Annotated in this window: 16 protein-coding genes; 9 read left to right on the top strand and 7 right to left on the bottom strand. The window is 53.1% G+C overall.

The features are described from left to right. Positions 1-160: 160 nt before the first annotated feature. A complete protein-coding gene (locus BK816_RS07840) occupies positions 161-1,177 on the bottom strand; it encodes an SIP domain-containing protein (protein ID WP_071164676.1) in 1,017 nt (338 codons plus the stop codon). Between the two features lie 168 nt (positions 1,178-1,345). On the opposite strand from BK816_RS07840, the gene BK816_RS07835 reads away from it, so the two are divergent. After that, a complete protein-coding gene (locus tag BK816_RS07835) occupies positions 1,346-2,002 on the top strand; it encodes a hypothetical protein (protein ID WP_071164675.1) in 657 nt (218 codons plus the stop codon). 108 nt (positions 2,003-2,110) lie between these two features. On the opposite strand, the gene BK816_RS07830 is transcribed toward BK816_RS07835, so the two are convergent. From BK816_RS07830 to BK816_RS07810, 5 genes are all read right to left on the bottom strand, one after another. Continuing rightward, positions 2,111-3,220 (bottom strand): ABC transporter permease, encoded by a 1,110-nt coding sequence (locus tag BK816_RS07830; protein WP_083379171.1) that lies wholly within the window; start codon positions 3,218-3,220, stop codon positions 2,111-2,113. Beyond that, complete coding sequence (locus tag BK816_RS07825) at positions 3,196-3,843, bottom strand: ABC transporter ATP-binding protein (protein WP_083379262.1); 648 nt, start codon at positions 3,841-3,843, stop codon at positions 3,196-3,198. Before BK816_RS07825 ends, BK816_RS07830 begins: the two co-directional genes overlap by 25 nt. 9 nt (positions 3,844-3,852) lie before the next feature. Next, complete coding sequence (locus tag BK816_RS07820) at positions 3,853-4,854, bottom strand: peptidoglycan-binding domain-containing protein (protein ID WP_170299678.1); 1,002 nt, start codon at positions 4,852-4,854, stop codon at positions 3,853-3,855. 177 nt (positions 4,855-5,031) lie between these two features. Next, positions 5,032-5,781 carry a hypothetical protein gene (locus BK816_RS07815; RefSeq protein ID WP_071164671.1) on the bottom strand — a complete coding sequence of 250 codons (750 nt, stop codon included), beginning with the start codon at positions 5,779-5,781 and terminating at the stop codon, positions 5,032-5,034. A 474-nt stretch (positions 5,782-6,255) separates the two neighbouring features. Further along, entirely contained in the window at positions 6,256-7,530 is a 1,275-nt protein-coding gene (locus tag BK816_RS07810) for a GNAT family N-acetyltransferase (RefSeq protein WP_071164670.1), read from the bottom strand. Between the two features lie 241 nt (positions 7,531-7,771). Here BK816_RS07810 and BK816_RS07805 point away from each other — a divergent pair, with 241 nt between their 5' ends. From BK816_RS07805 to BK816_RS07770, 8 genes are all read left to right on the top strand, one after another. Next, complete coding sequence (locus BK816_RS07805; RefSeq protein ID WP_083379169.1) at positions 7,772-8,005, top strand: FeoA family protein; 234 nt, start codon at positions 7,772-7,774, stop codon at positions 8,003-8,005. Continuing rightward, a complete protein-coding gene (feoB, locus tag BK816_RS07800) occupies positions 8,002-10,218 on the top strand; it encodes a ferrous iron transport protein B (protein WP_083379168.1) in 2,217 nt (738 codons plus the stop codon). The genes BK816_RS07805 and feoB overlap by 4 nt, the downstream gene beginning before the upstream one ends. After that, positions 10,215-10,574 (top strand): hypothetical protein, encoded by a 360-nt coding sequence (locus BK816_RS07795; protein ID WP_083379167.1) that lies wholly within the window; start codon positions 10,215-10,217, stop codon positions 10,572-10,574. The genes feoB and BK816_RS07795 overlap by 4 nt, the downstream gene beginning before the upstream one ends. A 442-nt stretch (positions 10,575-11,016) precedes the next feature. After that, entirely contained in the window at positions 11,017-11,718 is a 702-nt protein-coding gene (locus BK816_RS07790; RefSeq protein WP_071164669.1) for a DUF4232 domain-containing protein, read from the top strand. Positions 11,719-11,986: 268 nt separating this feature from the next. Beyond that, a complete protein-coding gene (locus BK816_RS07785; protein ID WP_071164668.1) occupies positions 11,987-13,249 on the top strand; it encodes an ABC transporter substrate-binding protein in 1,263 nt (420 codons plus the stop codon). A 112-nt stretch (positions 13,250-13,361) separates the two neighbouring features. Further along, entirely contained in the window at positions 13,362-14,312 is a 951-nt protein-coding gene (locus tag BK816_RS07780; RefSeq protein WP_083379165.1) for a carbohydrate ABC transporter permease, read from the top strand. After that, positions 14,312-15,220, top strand: coding sequence for a carbohydrate ABC transporter permease (locus BK816_RS07775; protein ID WP_083379164.1), 909 nt, complete (start codon positions 14,312-14,314; stop codon positions 15,218-15,220). The genes BK816_RS07780 and BK816_RS07775 overlap by 1 nt, the downstream gene beginning before the upstream one ends. A 2-nt stretch (positions 15,221-15,222) precedes the next feature. Further along, a complete protein-coding gene (locus tag BK816_RS07770; protein ID WP_071164667.1) occupies positions 15,223-16,731 on the top strand; it encodes a sulfatase-like hydrolase/transferase in 1,509 nt (502 codons plus the stop codon). 56 nt (positions 16,732-16,787) lie between these two features. Here the strand turns inward: BK816_RS07770 and BK816_RS07765 are convergent, their stop codons facing one another. Further along, a complete protein-coding gene (locus BK816_RS07765) occupies positions 16,788-17,831 on the bottom strand; it encodes a LacI family DNA-binding transcriptional regulator (RefSeq protein ID WP_083379163.1) in 1,044 nt (347 codons plus the stop codon). Positions 17,832-17,836 lie beyond the last annotated feature (5 nt).

Genomic DNA, 17,836 nt, shown 5'->3' with positions numbered 1-17,836 from the left:
AGCTAATGTCAATTACGAAATGACACTGTTGCGTAAAAATGTGCTGAAATACGCATGTAGTTGTGTGCAAGCGCGTTGGATGTTGGGTTTTGGGTTCTGGCAGGAACCTAAATGTTCTTTGGAAAATCCTGCTTTTATGGGGTTTGGGGCAGTTTAGTCTCTAGCTCCACAGGCGGATTTCGCTAATTTCTACCGTTTTGGGGAGGTTTTTCAGGGCCGCTTTGGTGGTTTGGAGCCATTCTTCGCCACCGGCTACCCATACTTGCAGTCCTTGATCTGTTAGTGGAGTGATTAGGTCGCGCAGGAATGTGGTTGGCTCATGTTTTGGACGCAAAAAGTCAGTTTTTTCGGCAGCTGGGAATACTTGTCGATCCGCTTTGTGCTGTACTTTTCCGATCACCGTGAAACTGGGGGCCGAGGTCGAATCCCCGTAGGCTTGGGTGATTGCCTGAGCCGCTGGAAACGCTGATAGATCAACCAAAAGTGCCACATTTGCGGACTGATTCCAAGTAAAATTCAGCTCATTTTGACAGACCAAAATGGGGGATTCTAAGGGAGAGATTAAGCCCCACAAACGGTCGCCCACGCGGGCATTAGCTGCCCAGGTTGCGCCTGGTCCTGCCTTGACCTGTTCGGCAGGAGGCACCGGGGCTGGGGCAGTTGGGGGCAAAAGTTCACTACTGGCCATCATTGGGTTAAGCGAGTCATTAGCCATCATCGGGTTGTCAGCCGTCGGATTTTCAGCGGCCATCGGATTACCACCAGCGGCCATTGGATTGCCGGTGCCTGGTGCGTCCTCGGCTGGCATGAACTGGGGAGCGGTGCTGCGCAGGCCGGTGATGCCGTATTTTGCCATGTCGTCATGAACCACAATGTCCAAGGCGAACTGCCAGGTTTGCTGGTCCTTACTGGGCTTGACTTGCGAAATGGTGTAGCTGCGGATGGGAGGCTCGCTGGCGCTACCGCTTGGGAGTGAAAGCATTACGGTTTGCCCCAGCACAAAGGGAGCGCCTGTCTGCGATGAATCTTGGTCGCCTGTTTGTGCGAGCTTGCTATTGCAGTTGTCTGATGGGGCAGAAACGTTCATGCCATCAACAGACACAGGCTTTAGCCAGACTCGTTGTACTACTCGTGTTAGCCGTTGTGCTCGCACTACCTGTAGTTCGCAGTATCCCATTTATCCTCCTCAACCTGGCTAATAGCTTTCCCTATTATCACCTAGACTGAGTCGTGGTGTGAAGGTTAGGGCCTGCGCGAAAATCGTTTGTAATTCGTGGTAATGAACTTATTTTTGGCTACCGACTCGCGTCCCGTTTAACTACTTGTTCTTTGTTAAAGTTGTTTTATGGCCGAGGACGTAAAGAACCTTTCCAAGATTAGTGGCACTACCGAGAGGTGGCCGCTAGTGGTTCTAGCGGTGGGACTCGTACTGCTAGTGCCGGCGCTGGTGGGAGTTCCGCAGTTTATTTTTAGTGCTAAGCGAGGCATCTTAGTTATCGGCGACTGGTTTTTGCTTCCGGGAATGATCGTCACTTTCCAAGTCGTGGTGGGTTGGATTTTGGTGTTTGTTGGGGCGATCGGTCGAGCCGTGACCAAAGACAAGTATGTGATTCCCCAGCCGATTTCCTCAATCTGGCGTTCCTTAGCTGCGATTGCCGGATTCTTCTTGATTGTGGCAGCTTTGTTTTGGTCCTTGTTTGTGGTGGTTTTTTCTGTTCCTGATGCTAAAGGCGTGGTACGAATGGAACCGAAAAGTGAATCGGGTTGCCAAATTGTTTTGGTGGTGGAGCAAGTTTTGGTGGCGACGAACAGTACTTACTATGTGAAAAAACCGCAGAGTTGGTTTTTGGAGCCTATCGGAATGGGGCCTAGTGACAGGTACGCCTTTGGGGTGCTGGAAGGGAACTATCAAGTGGCTTGGCAAGGTGAACAAGCCAACGTAACCTTCGGGATGAATTACGGAGGAACAAAGCAGCTCACCGACACTTTAAGGTGCCACTAAAAGTAGTCTTGTTAAGACCATTGATATTACTGTTAGTTGAGATTTATCCCTTTTGGGCTTTGTTCGTATGCTGGAGCCTGTTATTGCTGTCTGTGTTTGTTGTACCTGCTAAGGGGTGCGCAGGACCGAGACGGGGTCTGACCAGGCTGCCCAGATTGCCCCAGGGAATGAGCCGAGGCCGGCGGCCGCAATCACTAGCAGGTTGGTGGACAGTAGAAAGCTAGCCGGTGGCGGGGCGAAATAGTAGTAGGTAATGACGGTGCTCAGTAGGGTTGCAGCCACCCCGGTGATGGTGGCGATTAGCATGGTTCGCACTGCCACCAGGGTGATCAGGTCGGCGCGGCTAATGCCGAGGGCGCGGCGGCGGCCAATGGTTTTTCTGCGCGAAATGACGTCACCGAAGACTACTAGAGTCACCAAAAAGATCCCGATTGCCAAGATTTGAGCGAGCATGGTCTTCTGATAGTTGAGGACGTCTGCTTGGATGATTTTCAGGTTTTGGCTGATGCCAGTGTGGGAAACAACTTTAACTTGATTGGCATTAGGGTTCCCCAACAGCGACAGTGCAGCCCTCCTTGTGTTTTCAAGGGAATCAAGGGTTTTGGCGGTAACGATCATTTTGAAGAACCGGGTTTGGGTGGGGTTGGCTGCGACTTGTAGCAGGCTACCGTTCAAACTTTCCAGCCCCGGGGTTGGCACTATTTGGCCCGCTACCTGGTAGGTGAGGTTGGTGTGCGGGTCGGTGACTTCGCCGCTGCTGGTTTTAAAACTTAGTTTGTCGAGGGCGTTGGGGGTGGCGTAAAGGTAGTTGTCCGCTTTTTTGACCGGCTGGGTGGTGACATGCTCAATTTGGTCAATGACTTGTACTGGAACGTTCACAATGTGTTGCAAACTGGTGGGGTACACATCCGTAATGTCACCTAGACAGACGGCAGTTTCTACCGTTTCGAGGCGGTGTATTGCCTGGCAGACGCTGGCATTTATTCGGTTTTCCTCACCGGTTTCTTGTAGGGTGAAAGTGCGTCCGCTGGCGCTGGCTAATAGTTCATCCACCCGGGCTTTTTGGGCGGCATTCTGACCGACGGTCAGAATGGCTGACGCGATCGTGGCGCAAACAATTAGGGCCAGCAAAAATGTGGAAACCTTTTCGGCCCGAATTTCTTGTGCGGCAACTTTACAGATGGTTTTAAGTTTCACAGCTGCACCGTCAGGTCGCATTGCTCAATGACCCTGGGGTCGTGTGTGGCAATGATGATGGTTTTGTTTTCCCTGGCGGCCCCAAGCAGTGAATCGAGCACAATTTTGGTGTTTTTTGGGTCAAGGTTGCCGGTAGGTTCGTCAGCTAAAATGATCGGCGGATCCAACAAGAATGCGCGTGCTAGTGCCGCCCTGGCGGCCTGACCCCCCGAAATCTGGGTGGGTTTCGAGTTGGCCAGTTCACTAACCCCAAAGATTTCTAGCAACTTCATGGCTCTACGCCTAGAATCGATGCCGGCAGAGCCCGCATAGTAGGCCGGTTCAATCACCGAGGTGAGGATCGTTTGGTGCGCATCCAGTTCCGCGTTTTGGAAAACAAAACCGATATTCTGATTGCGTCTTCTAGAACGCTCCTGATCGTTTAACAGCGTGGTGTTTTCATGGTTGAGCCAAATCTGGCCGGAGGAAGGATTCAACAGTAGCCCGCATAAATAAAGCAGGGTGGATTTGCCGCACCCTGACTGTCCGGTCAAAGCGATCGCGGCGCCACTGGGAAAATCGTAGCTGAAGTTTTTGATCACCAAGGGAAGATTTTTAGCGTACCTAAAATTGAGGTTCTCTACGGCTAGCGTTGGTTCCATCATGTTCCCACGCTACGGTTTAGTCTCTGGGGTACCACCGGAGGCAGGCCGCGGATTAAGGCGCACCACGTCCCCCGGATTTAAGCCTGAAACAATGGCTAAGCCCTCAGAGGCGGCCAGGATTTTCACTTCTTGGGTCACCAGTTCTTTACCCGCAACTTTTTGCACCAAAGTTTTACCTTTTTCATCCACCATCAAGGCGCCGACGGGTACGGCTGGGCCGGTGGTTTGAGGAATCACAATGGCTTCTAAAGACCAAAGCATTTCCGGCTTAGACATTACCTTGGCACAATTTGGGTGGCAGAATGGTTCACCGTTAGCGGCAGTAAAAGTAAAGACTGTGCTGGCACCATCTTCGGTAGACTTTTTATCTGAAATCACCACCGGTACCTGTTGATTGTCAACGTTGACCTTCAGTTCTTTCGCCTCGGTCAAAATTTTTTCTTGTGCCGGTAAGGTGCTCAACGAGAGGGTGGGCTGGTCACTGAAACTGTAAAGCGTTTGCTCACCCCCATTTAGTTGGCTGCCCACCGTGACTGCACTATCAATCTCAACCAAGGCTGGCAGGGTGCGCGTCGCAATCAGCGTTCCCCGACCCACAGTGCCGGTGACACTAGCCCCCAACTGCTTTTGCCACTTTTTAATGGCAGCAATCATGCGGGAATCAACTTTACTGCCAGGTTCCGACAGGAAACCATTGCTGACTAACAGCCTGGAAAATTGTTGCACGTCAGAGCCTTGCACCCCCGACTCTAGGTCGCGGTAGAACGGGATGTCACTTTTAACTATCACCACCGGTTGGTCGTCGAGGCGATAAACCACGTTCCCGTTTTCAAACCGGTTTTGATCACTGACCCAGGTAACCACCCCGCTTTTTAGATTGGCAGGAAGTTTAATCTTGTCCAGTTTGGCAGTCACCGGAAATGGCACCCGCTTGCCAATTTCCGCATTTTCCACTTTCGCATCAACTGGGGCGTCCTCGTTCGTAGACTGGGCACGAAACAGTTGTGCCACCAGGTAACCACCCAAGAAACTACACGCCACCAGCACCACTAACACAGCCAGCAAAGTTTTAGGAACTTTAGAAAACTTGCCGGGTTTTCTGGACAACCCCTGAACCATCTATATCACGCCCACCGCAAACGGGCCGGCCTGAACTTCCCTGGCCGCACAATTGTCCATTCTTATCATCTAGTTTTCACCACTTAAAGCTGCTGCCGGGGGAAGTATGGGGCAGGTTTGGTCAAGCTTCATTCCCTTGCTGGTACCGGGATCAAAGTAGTCTCCAGAAATGTCTTTCCAGCTTTCGGATCCCTGCAAATTCCATTCGTGATCGTTTAAGTAAGACTCAAGTGAAGGGATCTGCGACCGGTCATATTTGCCGCCAAAGTTCTGTTCCACGCAAGGAATCCACCAGTCACGATAGTATTCGTAATAGATCTGGTCGGAAATGGCGGAGTCGTCAACAACTTGGCTTTCAATTACCGGGTATTTCACCAGGCATTCCCAAGAAGCTGCCTGAAAACGTTTTCTTTTCATTTCAAGGGCTGCCGGGTCAGTGTTCTGTTCACTGCCGGAAGTTCCATTATCGTCAAGTTTTCCAGTAATCACACCCGAAGAGGTTGGGCGCGCTTCAATGCCTTGGTCGGCCAAACACTTCGCTAGTACCTTTGGTTGCTCATCGCGGTCAACTTCACGCACCACTTCCGGGATTTTTGCATCCCCCAGCCAATCCGGTTTTTCTCTTTTTGCTCGCTCCAAACGTAACTGCGTTACCTCACTTTCGCTGAGGTGTTTCGGTTCATTTTTGACGCTAGCACGCCAATGCTCATAAGCCGGCAACGACTGAGGGGAGGAATTTTGAGCGGGAAGAGACTGCCCGCAACCACCCAAAATAATGCTTACGGATAACAGCAAACTAAAAGTGATAGCCTTTTCCATTTATGCTCACCAAGATTGAAGGGATAACTACACTATGGTTGGATAACTAATTTTCTTAGCGTCATTGGTAACTTCCTAAAATTTTAGGCTAATAGTTATATTAAAGAATACACTTTTAATGTTTTTTTCAATTTATAAAGTAATTGTTTAACTTTTTTGTTCTCAAATGAGGCGCGTAGCGTGCCTTTACCCTACAAAAGGTATTGTCAGCGAATAAAGAGTGTCTTGTGCTATTGAACCTTGATACGATGCTCCACTTTAAACGATACAGCTATCTCCTCAGCCCACGACTTTGGAGATAAATATTGTTCGATAGTTTCAACTTACTTGTTCGAACATAATTTGTGCCAAATTTGTCAACGCTAAAATACTGTTTTGAATGGGACATCCCCAATGGCTAGTAGGCACGTGGCATTAACAAACGAAACTGTTACTACTCTGACGTGCCGTTGAAAGATGGAATAGCGTTTCCTTTTAGAGTCGCAACTGCACTACGCCTTCGAGCAGGAACGGGTGGAAACCGATGCTTTCGTTGATGTGCAGCATTGATTTGTTTGAAACTGCATTCCAAGTCAGGATGGCCCGCGGCTGATCGCAGGTGCTCACGATTAACTTATGTAGCGCTGCCTTTAGGGCCCAACCGAGTTTTTGGCCACGAGCTGACGGTGCCACCAGCGTGGTGTCCTGGTGGAAAACGCCCTCGGGCCGCGCTTGACGCTGGGCGGTTGATAGCGCGACTACTTGCCCAGACTCGTCGCAAATCGCTGCGTTCAATAACTGTTTGCCAGCACGAACATCCCGCTCCACTAAAGCTTCCCAAGAGGCAAGCGTATGAGAATGATTTTCTACCGAAAGCTCACCGGCCGGGATTTCCTCATTCGCGTAGCTACGCAACCGCAAGAAACTTTCCATGAACTTGGCCGGATCTGCTAACTCTGGGGGATAGTCCGCATCTAACCAAGAATAAACTTGGAAATTGCTAGGCATTTCTGCGGCACGGGCGGTCAAAATCGCGATCGCGTCCTCGGTCATCGGAAAATGTAGCGCGTTCATATACTCCACATTGCCCAACTCGTAACCCCAACTCATCGTCGCAGCCAGCTCTGGAACCATGGGGAAAGAATCACCATTGGGCAAGTGAACCGCCGCCTCCCGTTGTGGGGGAGTGATGCGATCAGAAATCGCTACCACCCAACCCTCAACAATCGATAAGCCCAAGGTGCGAGCGCGATTAGCTGCCGCCTCGTGTAAAGCTGAACCGATACCTTGACGGCGATAATCCACATCCGTGAACACCGAAAGGTAACCTTGCTTCGCCTCAGGCTGATCCCAATACATCAGTGAGGCGTAACCAACCACATCGCGCACCCGCACCTCGTGCGGCAAAACGGGTGCAGTATTGCTGTTGGCTGACGCGTTGCTAGCTGTTGAGCGGTCTCTAGAGGCATCGTCGGCAACTCCCAACTTGGGGGCTTTCGATGCGGCGCCGGTCGTTGGATCGACCCCTGAAGCGTCCTCGGCAAGGGCAGATGCCTTTAGCGCCACGAAGATCCGATGCTTCACCACACTATCGGGGGACGGATTAAGACAGGCCGAAAATTCTTCAGGAGTGGCTTCGCTCAGTGCTGCGGTCCCCAAATGTTCCTGTTCGCGATTAAAAACTGTGGCCAGCGCCAGCATCAAGTCATGATCCGGTTGCGACTGCGGGCAAGCGTACGGAATCTCAAAAACCACAATGTTTTCAGCCATACTCATAGTTTATCAGCGCTAAGTTTTAACTGTGCCGTCAAAAAACAAAGAAAACCAAGGAAAATTGCCCCAGACTCTTCCCCAAAAGCGCATAGAAATCGCATATTTAACTGACTAGCGTCAGAAAATCTCTGACTAGAGCGTTAAAATTGTCGCAAAATGATAACGAAAGCCAATAATTGTTTAAATCAGGGACTTTGGTAAGCCTAATCTTTTCTTAGGCCTTGCTAGCCTAGGGGCTATGTTAGTCTCTGAATGCCCGAAACGAGTCAAAGCTCGCTTGATTGATGTGGATGTTCCGGCGCAATATCGCTTGCGTTTACAGGAACTAGGTCTACGCCCAGGGGTAGAGTTCACGGTGACCAACCGTAGTGCTTTCGGCGGCGTAGTTTTGAATGTGAAAGGTGCCCGTGTGGCCCTTGATGCCCGTTCCGCCCGCCAAATCACCGCTGAACTGACGGAGGAAGCCAAATGAGTTGCCCAAAGTGCCCTCCAACTAACACAGTTAACGCCTGTGCTCCTAGCACCAAACGTCGTTTCGGTCGCCGCCACCAGCATGACTCCCAGCGCGCCACCATCGCCCTCGTAGGTAACCCGAACGTTGGTAAATCAACCCTCTTCAACACTCTGACCGGGGCGCACCAAAAAGTAGTAAACGCCCCCGGTACCACCGTCGAAGTAATGGAAGGTCGTTGGGCCGCCCTCGGTGCCCGCATCCTTGACCTGCCAGGTACATACTCGCTGATCGCCGCCAGCCCTGACGAACAGGTCGTGACCGACACCTTGCGTTCCCGCGGCGAAAAAGACTTGCTAGCCGAGGGCGAAGGCATCGACTTAGCCGTCGTGCTGCTAGACGCTTCGGCCCTCACCCGCTCGCTCTACCTGCTGGGTCAAGTCGCCCGCACCGGCCTGCCAGTCGTAGGGGTGGTTACCTTAGCCGATGTGGCCGAGGCCGAAGGCGACCCGGTAGACGAAAAAGCGCTCGCACAGGTGCTGGGTATCCCGGTGGTCAAGGTTGACCCCCGTCGCCGCGAAAGCGCTGCCAAAGTCCAAGAAATCGTTGAGTTCGCCCTCGAAAACCCACCATATTTGGTGGACGTGGCGCCACCAGAATGCTGTGGCCGCCGGGTTGGACCAAACAACTGCCCGCCCCTCCCCGAAGACACTGAAGTTACTGCCGCCACCGAGGCTGCCGCTAGCCAGAGCCAAGACCTGCCCACCCCCACGGTGCGACGCTCCGGCGTTGAAGAAACTGCCGAGGACGCCCTCGGCCAGGTAGAAACGGAACCTAAAGAAGGTTCTTTCGCCATGGATCCCGACGCGGTCGCCCTCTTCGACTGGGTAGAACAAGTCCAGCAGCGTGCCGGTGCCATGCGCCGAGTCGACGGGAAACCATCCCGCTCCGACAAGATCGACGCCGTGCTTCTGCACCCGCTGGCTGGCATTCCCGTGTTCTTCTTCCTCATGTGGCTGCTGTTCAAGATCGCTGGCGACTGGGTGGGGCCACTCCAAGACTGGTTCGACGGGATCTTCTCATCCACCGAAGAAGGCGACTGGTCGCTAGCCAACGGGGTTTCCTGGGTACTTGAAACCATGGGCCTGGGGGACTCCTGGGTCACCCGCATCTTGGTGGACGGTGTCTGCACCGGCCTCGGTGTGGTGGCCTCCTTCGTGCCGCTCATGGCCGTCATCTTCCTAGCAATCTCGATCCTAGAAGACTCCGGTTACATGGCACGTGCCGCCTTCCTAGGGGACCGACTCATGCGCCTCATCGGCCTTGACGGTCGCGTGATCCTGCCATTCATTATGGGCTTCGGCTGTAACCTGCCCGCCCTCGCTGGCCTGAAAACCCTGCCGAGCGCCAAGCAGCGCTTCGTTTCAGTCCTGCTAATTCCATACACTTCGTGCGCGGCCCGACTAACCATCTACCTGATGATTGCCCGCATCTTCTTCCCCGGCAACGTCTCAACCGTGGTCTTCTCCATGTACGTCCTGTCCATCGTCATGGTCGTGGTTGGAGCCCTCATTTTGCGCCCATTCTTCAACCAAGAAGGCGCCAAAGCCCCGCTCATGCTGGTGCTGCCTGCCTACCAGGCACCTCGCGTGGTCGTGCTAGTTAAGACCACCTTGGTTAATGTCTGGCAGTTCGTTAAGGGCGCCGGCTCCATCATCGTGGTCATGACCCTAGTCGTGTGGCTAATGGGCGCGATCCCGATGGTTTCGGGCTACAAGTTCGCGGACGAAATCCCCATGTCCGATTCGCTTTACGGTCGCACCGCCCAGGTGCTCGAACCAGTATTTAAGCCTGCAGGCTTCGGCGAGTGGCACATGACCGGTGCTTTGATGACCGGTTTCGTGGCCAAGGAAACCGTCGTTTCCTCCATCGTCACCTCCTACGCCCTCGACCCCGACACTGACGGTGGCGACGCGGAAGATGGCGGCGAGGACCTCGGTAAGCTCCCCGAACTCGTGAAGGACTCCTTCAATAAGTCCGCTCCCGAGGCGCCCGGAGTAGCTGCCTTCGCCTTCCTCGTCTTCGTCCTCACCTACACCCCGTGCTTGGCGACCGTGGCTGAACAGGCCCGTTTGATTGGCGGTAAGGCCACCACCTTGGCCGTACTCGCACAGCTGATCGCCGCTTGGGTGCTTGCCGTCTTGGTTTACCAGGTGGGATCATTATTGGTATGACCCCAAGTCGTTTCTTTGCTGGCCGAGGACGGAAACCACAATCCGCCCCGGCCAGCACCCCAAGCAAAAACGGGGCGCGGAGCGCAACCCTGCGGCCACCGGCCAACCCGGTGGCGGGGCCAACCCAACGGGTGATTCAAGAAATCCAGGCCGGGGGAACCCTGCCGGCAATCGCTCAACGAGCTGGCGTGCCCGTGCACTTTGCGGCAGCCATCATGGACCACCTCCAACGGGCCGGAAAACTAGACTCGGCAGAATCCCTATGCAGTTCCGGTTTAGGCGGTTGCGCCCCCGGTGGACCCCAAACTGACGAGGCCAAAATTCACTGCGCCGGTTGCCCCCTAACACGCAGCTAGTCTCTTTGGGCTGGTCAATCGGACTGCGATTGCTTCCTAACAGGCAGCCGTTTCCTCAGTCTAGCCACTATGGGCCGTGGTTAGACCTTTAGCCCAGCCTTCTCGCTGCGGCTGGCGCTTTAACCTAACCCTTAGGCTGTGGCTGGTCTTTTGGTTAGCGCGCCCTTAACGTTGGTGTCTTTGCTTATTCCCTAGGGAAAGCTGCACCTGTAGCCGCTCAGGGATGAAATAAGAAAAGTGAAGATAAAGAGTTTGACCCCCTTGCCATTATGGCAAGGGGGTCAGAACCACTACATCAACACAGAAAGGAGAGATAAAATGAATCTCGATAACGATTATATAACGCTCTCCTGTGACGTGCAACTCGATTATGTGAGCAATTTTCGGTATTTGTTCTTTGGTTATGCTAAGTAGTTTTGAAACTAGTAGTACTCTTAGGGGTATGAAAAAATCGATCAATACTGGGATGCTCGCCGCGCTATTGCTTTTCTCGGCTCTGGGATTGAGTGCTTGTGGGAACGCGGAAAATGCAGGAAATGAAACTGAAACTCCTGCCACTGTTGCGGCCACAGAAGAAAACAATGCTGCTACCGAAGAAGCTGCAGCACCGGCCGCCGGCGATGAAAAAACCGTGGAAGCGCCCTCGGTTAGCCCAGAAAACTCAGGCCCTGGAACTAGTGGGACAGATCAGCCTGGGAAAGCAGAAGAACTAATGGATTTGGCAGAGGGGCCAGATAAAATTGCTTGTCCCGTCGACGATTTGGGTTGGAAGCTCACCCCAGGTAAGGCGGAAGGCGACACTTTAAACTTCGTCCTCGAAGCAACCAATCGTGGCAAGCAAACCTGTTATCTAGTTGGTTCTCCTGACCTAACTTATCTAAGTAGTGCTAATGAGGCTCTGACTGCGCACCCTGAAATTATGCAAAACGGGCCCATGCCGATCGTGAAAGTCCCGCCGACCGGCGTGGCAAAGGTGGAACTACAAGTTACAGATCCAAAAAAGATTGCTGACTGCCAAGTGGTAAATGCTAACCAGATTCGGATTGAACTTTTGGGGCAGCCTGGAGTGGCCGAAATTTCTGGTGAAGTGCCGGTTTGTGCCAATGTTTCCAACAGTAAAATTGGTAGTCTGCGAGCAAAATAAATACTTGAACTGTGAAAGCCTTACTTTACGGCTATTTATTACGTGATAGAAGAATTTCCTTGAAACTGTTCGCTTTTTGTTGCATTGAGAGAATCTTTACGGTGTGACCAGTAAAAACAGCCAGATTTTATTTTGATAAAAGTTAGATAACGACTCGCGTTTAGAACTTGCCGTAACGCACATTTTCGGCTAGTTTTTACGTATCACCAAAAAGGCGTCATGCATAACGGGTGCATCGTTTGGTGACAGCTTCTCAAGGAAGAGGAACATGCTTAAGAAATCGAAATTTATTACCGTAGCAGCCCTCACTGCTTTGCTGGTCGCACCGCTTTCAGCGTGTGGCTCCTCCAATGAAGGAGGCAGTGGCACAAACGAAGGCGCCAGCGGCGACCAGACCACTATCACCTACTTCTCGTGGGCAAACACCAAGAAGGTTTCCAAGATTATTGAAACCTTCGAAAAGGAAAACCCAGACATTAAGATTGACGTTTCGGGTGCAGCTGGTGGCGCAAACGAATACGTCCAGACTTTGATGACCCGTATTTCTGGTGGTCAGGTCCCAGATGTTTTCCACATTTCGACCGCAACCAAGAATGACGTCATCTCCGGCGGTTGGGCACGCGACCTAACCAACGAACCATTCATGAAGGGCCTTGATCCAACTGGTGTCGCTCAGTACACCGTTGATGGCAAGGCATACGGTATGACCCCAACCGTTTGGATGGGCACCATTATCTTCAACAAGAAGCTCCTCAAGGATGTCGGCTACGACAAGGTCCCAACCACCTTGAAGGAATTCAACGAGATGGGCAAGAAGCTTAACGAAAAGGGCATCACTCCTTACATGGAAGACCCCAACGTTATTTCCGGCTCCTTCGTTCCAATGCTCGGCGGCTGGTACGCCAAGAATGCTCCTGCTTCCGATCAGGAACTATTCGATGGCAAGGAAACCTTCGAAAAGCAGTGGACCCCACTCTTGACCCAGTGGCAGACCATGATCGATTCCAACACCATGCCTAAGACCGTAGTTGGTGTGCCAAAGGATCAGATCCAGCAGCTATTCTTGCAGGGCAAGCTAGCCATGTACCGTTCCGGTATGTGGGACGCTGGCACCATTCGTGAAGCTGGCATCGAATTCGAAGCTGCTCCATTCCCAGCATTCGAAGGTGGCGAAGCCTTCGTTGGTGGTGGCCCTGACTCGCCATTCGCCATCAGCTCCAAGATTGAGGGCAAGAAGCTGGAAGCAGCTCAGAAGTTCCTCTCCTTCATCAACTCTGAAGAAGGCTTGAAGCTACTCGACTCCGAAGTTGGTCAGCTCTCCTCCTCCGCTAACTGGAAGGCTGAAGTTCCTGCCGAATTCAAGGATGTCTACGACAACTACATCCAGACCGGTAAGTACTACTGGCTCAACTGGCCAAAGAACGGCCCAGTCATGGCTAAGGAAATGACTGCCCAGTTCCAGTTGATGATCCAGGGAACCGAAACCCCGCAGCAGGCAGCTGCTAACTTGGATGCGAAGTGGAGCAAGTGACCGATAGTCACTAGGATTCACAAACCTGAGTAACTGGTTAGTTTGTCGGGCTTTCGCTTCCGGGCGAGGCCCGGCAAACTAAGCTAATCAACGAAGATTCAAGGAACCACTCATGGCAACAGCAACAAGCCCACAAACTGTGGCACCAGGCGGTAAGCCTGCCAAAGTACGGAAAGATCGTTCTCGTACTTTCTGGGATAAGCTCTACTCGACGGCATTCATCATGCCTATCATGATCGTCTTTATCGCATTGACGGTTATCCCACTAATCCAGACTTTCTATTTCTCCCTCACCGACTACAACGGTTCGAGTCAAGAAATCCATTTCGTTGGCTTCCAGAACTACAGTGAGGTGCTGGCCAGTAGTGAACTAAGCCAAGGTCTATACTTCACCCTTTTGTTCGCGTTCATGCACACCATTTTCACTACCGTGCTAGCGATTCCTTTGGCCGTAACCTTGAACAAACGTTTCTTCATGAGGAACTTCTCTCGTTCAATGTTCTTCTTCCTAGGCGTCCCTTCAATGGCGATTCTAGGTTTGGTTTGGCGCTACATTTTCTCGCCACTGCCCAACGGTGCTTTCAACCAACTATTAGGCATTTTTGGGGCAGAGCCACAACCATGGTTGGCTGACGCCACCATGGCTCAATGGGCGATTATTTTCGTTTCGGTATGGGCTGGTGTTGGTTGGCACGCCACCCTCTACATCGCCTACTTGCAGGCGATCCCCGGAGACCTCTACGAACAAGCACAAATTGACGGTGCTTCCTCTCGTCAGCAGTTCTTCCACATTACCTTGCCGCAGTTGGTCCCAGCTATCGTGGTCTCCACCTTCTTGCTAATGACCGGTGGCTTAAAGGTTTACGATATGCCATTCGCCATGACCGGTGGTGGCCCAGGCTACGCCACCAACACGGTTACTCAATCAATCGTCATCCAGGGTGTTGCCCAGTCCCAGTGGGGCATCGGTTCCGCCCTCGGTGTGATGTTCATGCTGGCATCGTTGGTAGTAGTGATGTTGCAGATGTTCGCTGCACGTCTAATTTCGCAGAGGTTCGCATAATGGCAGACAACACTTTAATCCCAGACGTAGTAGACCCTTTGACCAAAAAGAAGAAGTCGAAAAAACCACCAACGACTCGTCGTGGCAAGGAAGAACGAGTTCGCTACTGGGTGCGCAGCGCCATCGTCCTTTCCATTACCGCCGTGGTGATGTTACCGCTGTACTACATTTTCGTTTCGACCTTTAAAACCCAGACCGAAATGGCGCTCAAGCCATTCGCGCTCCCAGAAAGCTGGTCGCTTTCGAACTATGTCACGGTGTTTACCACTTTGCCGGTGGGGCAGGCCTTCTTGAACACCCTGATCGTGACTGTCACGGCAGTGTTCCTTCAAGTTTTCATTGGTTCGCTGGCAGCCTACGGCATGATCTTGCGTAAGTCTTGGTTTACTGCCGCGGTCGGCTCCATCTTGCTAATTGGTTTCACGATCCCCGTACAAGCAACCTTGATCCCGGTGTACCGTCTTGGCGCTAAGCTCGACTTGACTAACAGCTTGCTCGGCCTAGTGATCGTCTACATGGGTAGTTCGGTTTTCTGCTACTTCCTGATTGTTGGCTACATGCGCAAACTACCCATGGAATTGATCGAGGCCGCCCGCATCGATGGTGCTGGTCCTTGGACTATTTACTGGCGAATCGTGTTGCCATTGATCCGTCCGATTCTAACCACCGTGGTTGTCTTCCAGACCCTAGCAACTTGGAACGACTTCTTGTGGCCAAATATTTTGTTGGTCTCGAACGACAAACGCACCATCGTGTTGCAGGTCTTCAACGCCATCAGTGAATTCACTACTGACTGGCCACTCTTTATGACGATTACCGTCATCGCGCTGGTTCCGGTGATGGTCTTCTTCGTCTTCACTCAGCGTTGGATTGTGGCCGGTTTGATTTCGGGTTCTGTAAAGGGCTGATCATGCGTCCAAATTTTCTCTTCCTCCTAACTGACGACCAGGGTCCTTGGGCAGTTCCGTGGAAAATGCCTGAACTGCAAATGCCGAACTTGGCGCAGTTAGGACAGGAAGGGAAAATTTTTGACGAGTTTTACTGTGCCTCACCCGTGTGTTCGCCCGCTCGCGCCTCGTTGATGACCGGGCGGATGCCTTCTGCCCATGGGGTGCATGACTGGCTCGCCATTAAGGACACCACCTACCCCGAGTCCCCGCGCTACCTTGAGGGGATCGATACTTTGCCGCAGCTGCTCAAGGGTGGCGGCTACTATGTGGGGCACGCCGGTAAGTGGCATTTGGGGGATGCTTCCTCCAATCCTCCCGGTTTCGACTACTTCTGGTCGCACCGTTTCGGTGGGGGTCGCTATTACAATGCGCCGATCTGGCAGGACGGTCAGCAGGCCGAGGAGCCCGGCTACTTTACCGACGGCATTGGCCGTCATGCCACCGAGTTCTTTGACCAATATCAGGCCGAGGGCGAGGATCGCCCCTTCTACCTGCAACTTTGGACTACCGCGCCGCACGATCCTTGGGACAGTGAGAATCATCCGGCAGAGCTTCTTGCCCCCTACCAGGATTGCGAGTTCCCCAGCGTGCCGAGGCCGCCCGCGCACCCTTGGACCCGTGCGCGGATGCAACAGTTCAACTGGGCTTTCGCTGATCCCCAGCGGGCATTGGCTGGATACTCGGCCGCCCTCGGTGGGGTAGACCGCTTACTTGGTCAGGTTCGGGAGGAACTGGAAAAGCGGGGACTGGCCGACAATACCATCATTGTTTATCAAGCAGATAATGGCTTCTCTTGTGGGCATCATGGCATTTGGGGCAAGGGTAATGGCACTTACCCGCTGAATTTCTGGGAGAACTCGGTCAAGGTACCGTGCGTTTTATACTTCCCGCCCAAGCTGCAGGAAGAACTAGGAATTACCAATCTTGAGACTGATACGACGGCAGCGTCGGCGACCTCGTTTTTGCCAACGATTTGCGATTTCGCCCAGGTGGCCAAGCCTGTCGATCCGTTGTGTGATGCGCCCTCGTTACGCTCGCGCTGCACCCAAACCACTGGCGAAGATCAGGCCAATGGTGAGGTCGTGGCTGTCTTTGACGAGTACGGTGGCGGCCGCATGATTCGCGTCGGCGACTACAAGCTGGTGCTACGCCATCAGGGGCCGACCGAACTGTACCACTTGGGTAATGACCCCGAGGAAGCCAACAACCTAGCGCAAGAGCGGGAAAATGACCCGCAGATTGAAGCAGTCATTAGCCGCCTGAGCCACCAGCTCGAAGAATATTTCTTCACGCACCAGACGCAGGCTTTCAACGGCTACGAATTGCCGGTGACCGGCTGTGGCCAGCACGAACCCATGTGGATTGATAAGGGCACTGCTTCGTTCCACCAGGGTTTGGTGACCGAGGCCGAACTCGCCGCCCACCCCGAAATCGAAACCGATTTCAGCGGCGAATACTGGTGGCGTTAGGCCCGCTTTTTAGTTGGCGGTGCCTGGCCGGCTTCCCCGACTTTGGCTAGACCCCGTCACTTTTTCCAGTTGACGGTGGTGGCGCGACGCTGGAACGGCGGCGCTTTTAACAGAGTGGTGACGTAGGGGATTTGCGGGTCTTTGAGGCGCGCGATGAGCGATTGTACGGCCAGTACCGAATGTTCGGTGGCGATGGTGGAAATGTTGCTCAGCGGTAGCGGGTAGTCGTCGACGGCACGATCAGCGCAGTAACCAACTAGGGTGACGTCTTCGCCGATTTTGAGCCCGGCGCCTTCGAGTAGCCGGTAGGCTTGCTTGCAGGATCTGGGGGTGCGGGTGACTACGGCTAATCGTTCGTCGCGTTTGGCCGCAATCTTGGGCACGATCTCTTCCATCGCCTGCCAGGAACTGTTTTTGGGGCGGAAGAATTCGATTTTTAGTCCGTGTTTGTTGGCGGCATCGGTAAGGCCTTGGTGGAATTCGGTGACGAAGAATCGTTCGGCGAACATGCCTTCGTTGCCTCCAAGGACGGCGACGCTTTGGTGCCCGGTATGCGCCAAGTCTTCGATGATTTGGAAGGCAGCGTAGCGGGCATCAACGTCCACAATGTCGAGGTCGACTGACTGGTTGGGCCGTCCCATTAGGACTACGGGCAAGTGTAGGGATTGGGCCAGGGAGACGCGTTCGTCCTCGCGGGAAATATCCATGATGATGAAACCGTCGCAGAAGCCGCGCCGAGATAGTTCTTCGAGGACGGTGGCGGATGGTTTGCCGGTGGAGAGCACTACTTCGTAACCGTGTTTTTGGGCTTCTTGGGTGATGGCGTCAATGTAGGGCACAGTTTCGAAGGTGTCGGAGCCGGCTGCCAGGTAAACCATGAGGACAATTAGGCCGGTTTTGGAGGTGCGGAGGGCGCGGGCGCCTCGGTGCGGCTGGTAGCCGAGCACCTTCATTGCTTCTTCAACTTTTTGCCTGGTGGCGTCGGAAATTTTCTTACTTCCGGTCAGCACATAGGAGACGGTGCTTTGTGAGACCCCAGCGTATTGGGCCACGTCTTTACTGGTTGGTAGCGACGACTTCTTTGTCCGTGATTGAGCCATGTTTC

The sequence above is a fragment of the Boudabousia tangfeifanii genome, assembly GCF_001856685.1.
Lineage (GTDB): Bacteria > Actinomycetota > Actinomycetes > Actinomycetales > Actinomycetaceae > Boudabousia > Boudabousia tangfeifanii.
Note: the sequence above shows the minus strand (reverse complement) of the source record. Positions and strands in the feature narration are given on the sequence as shown.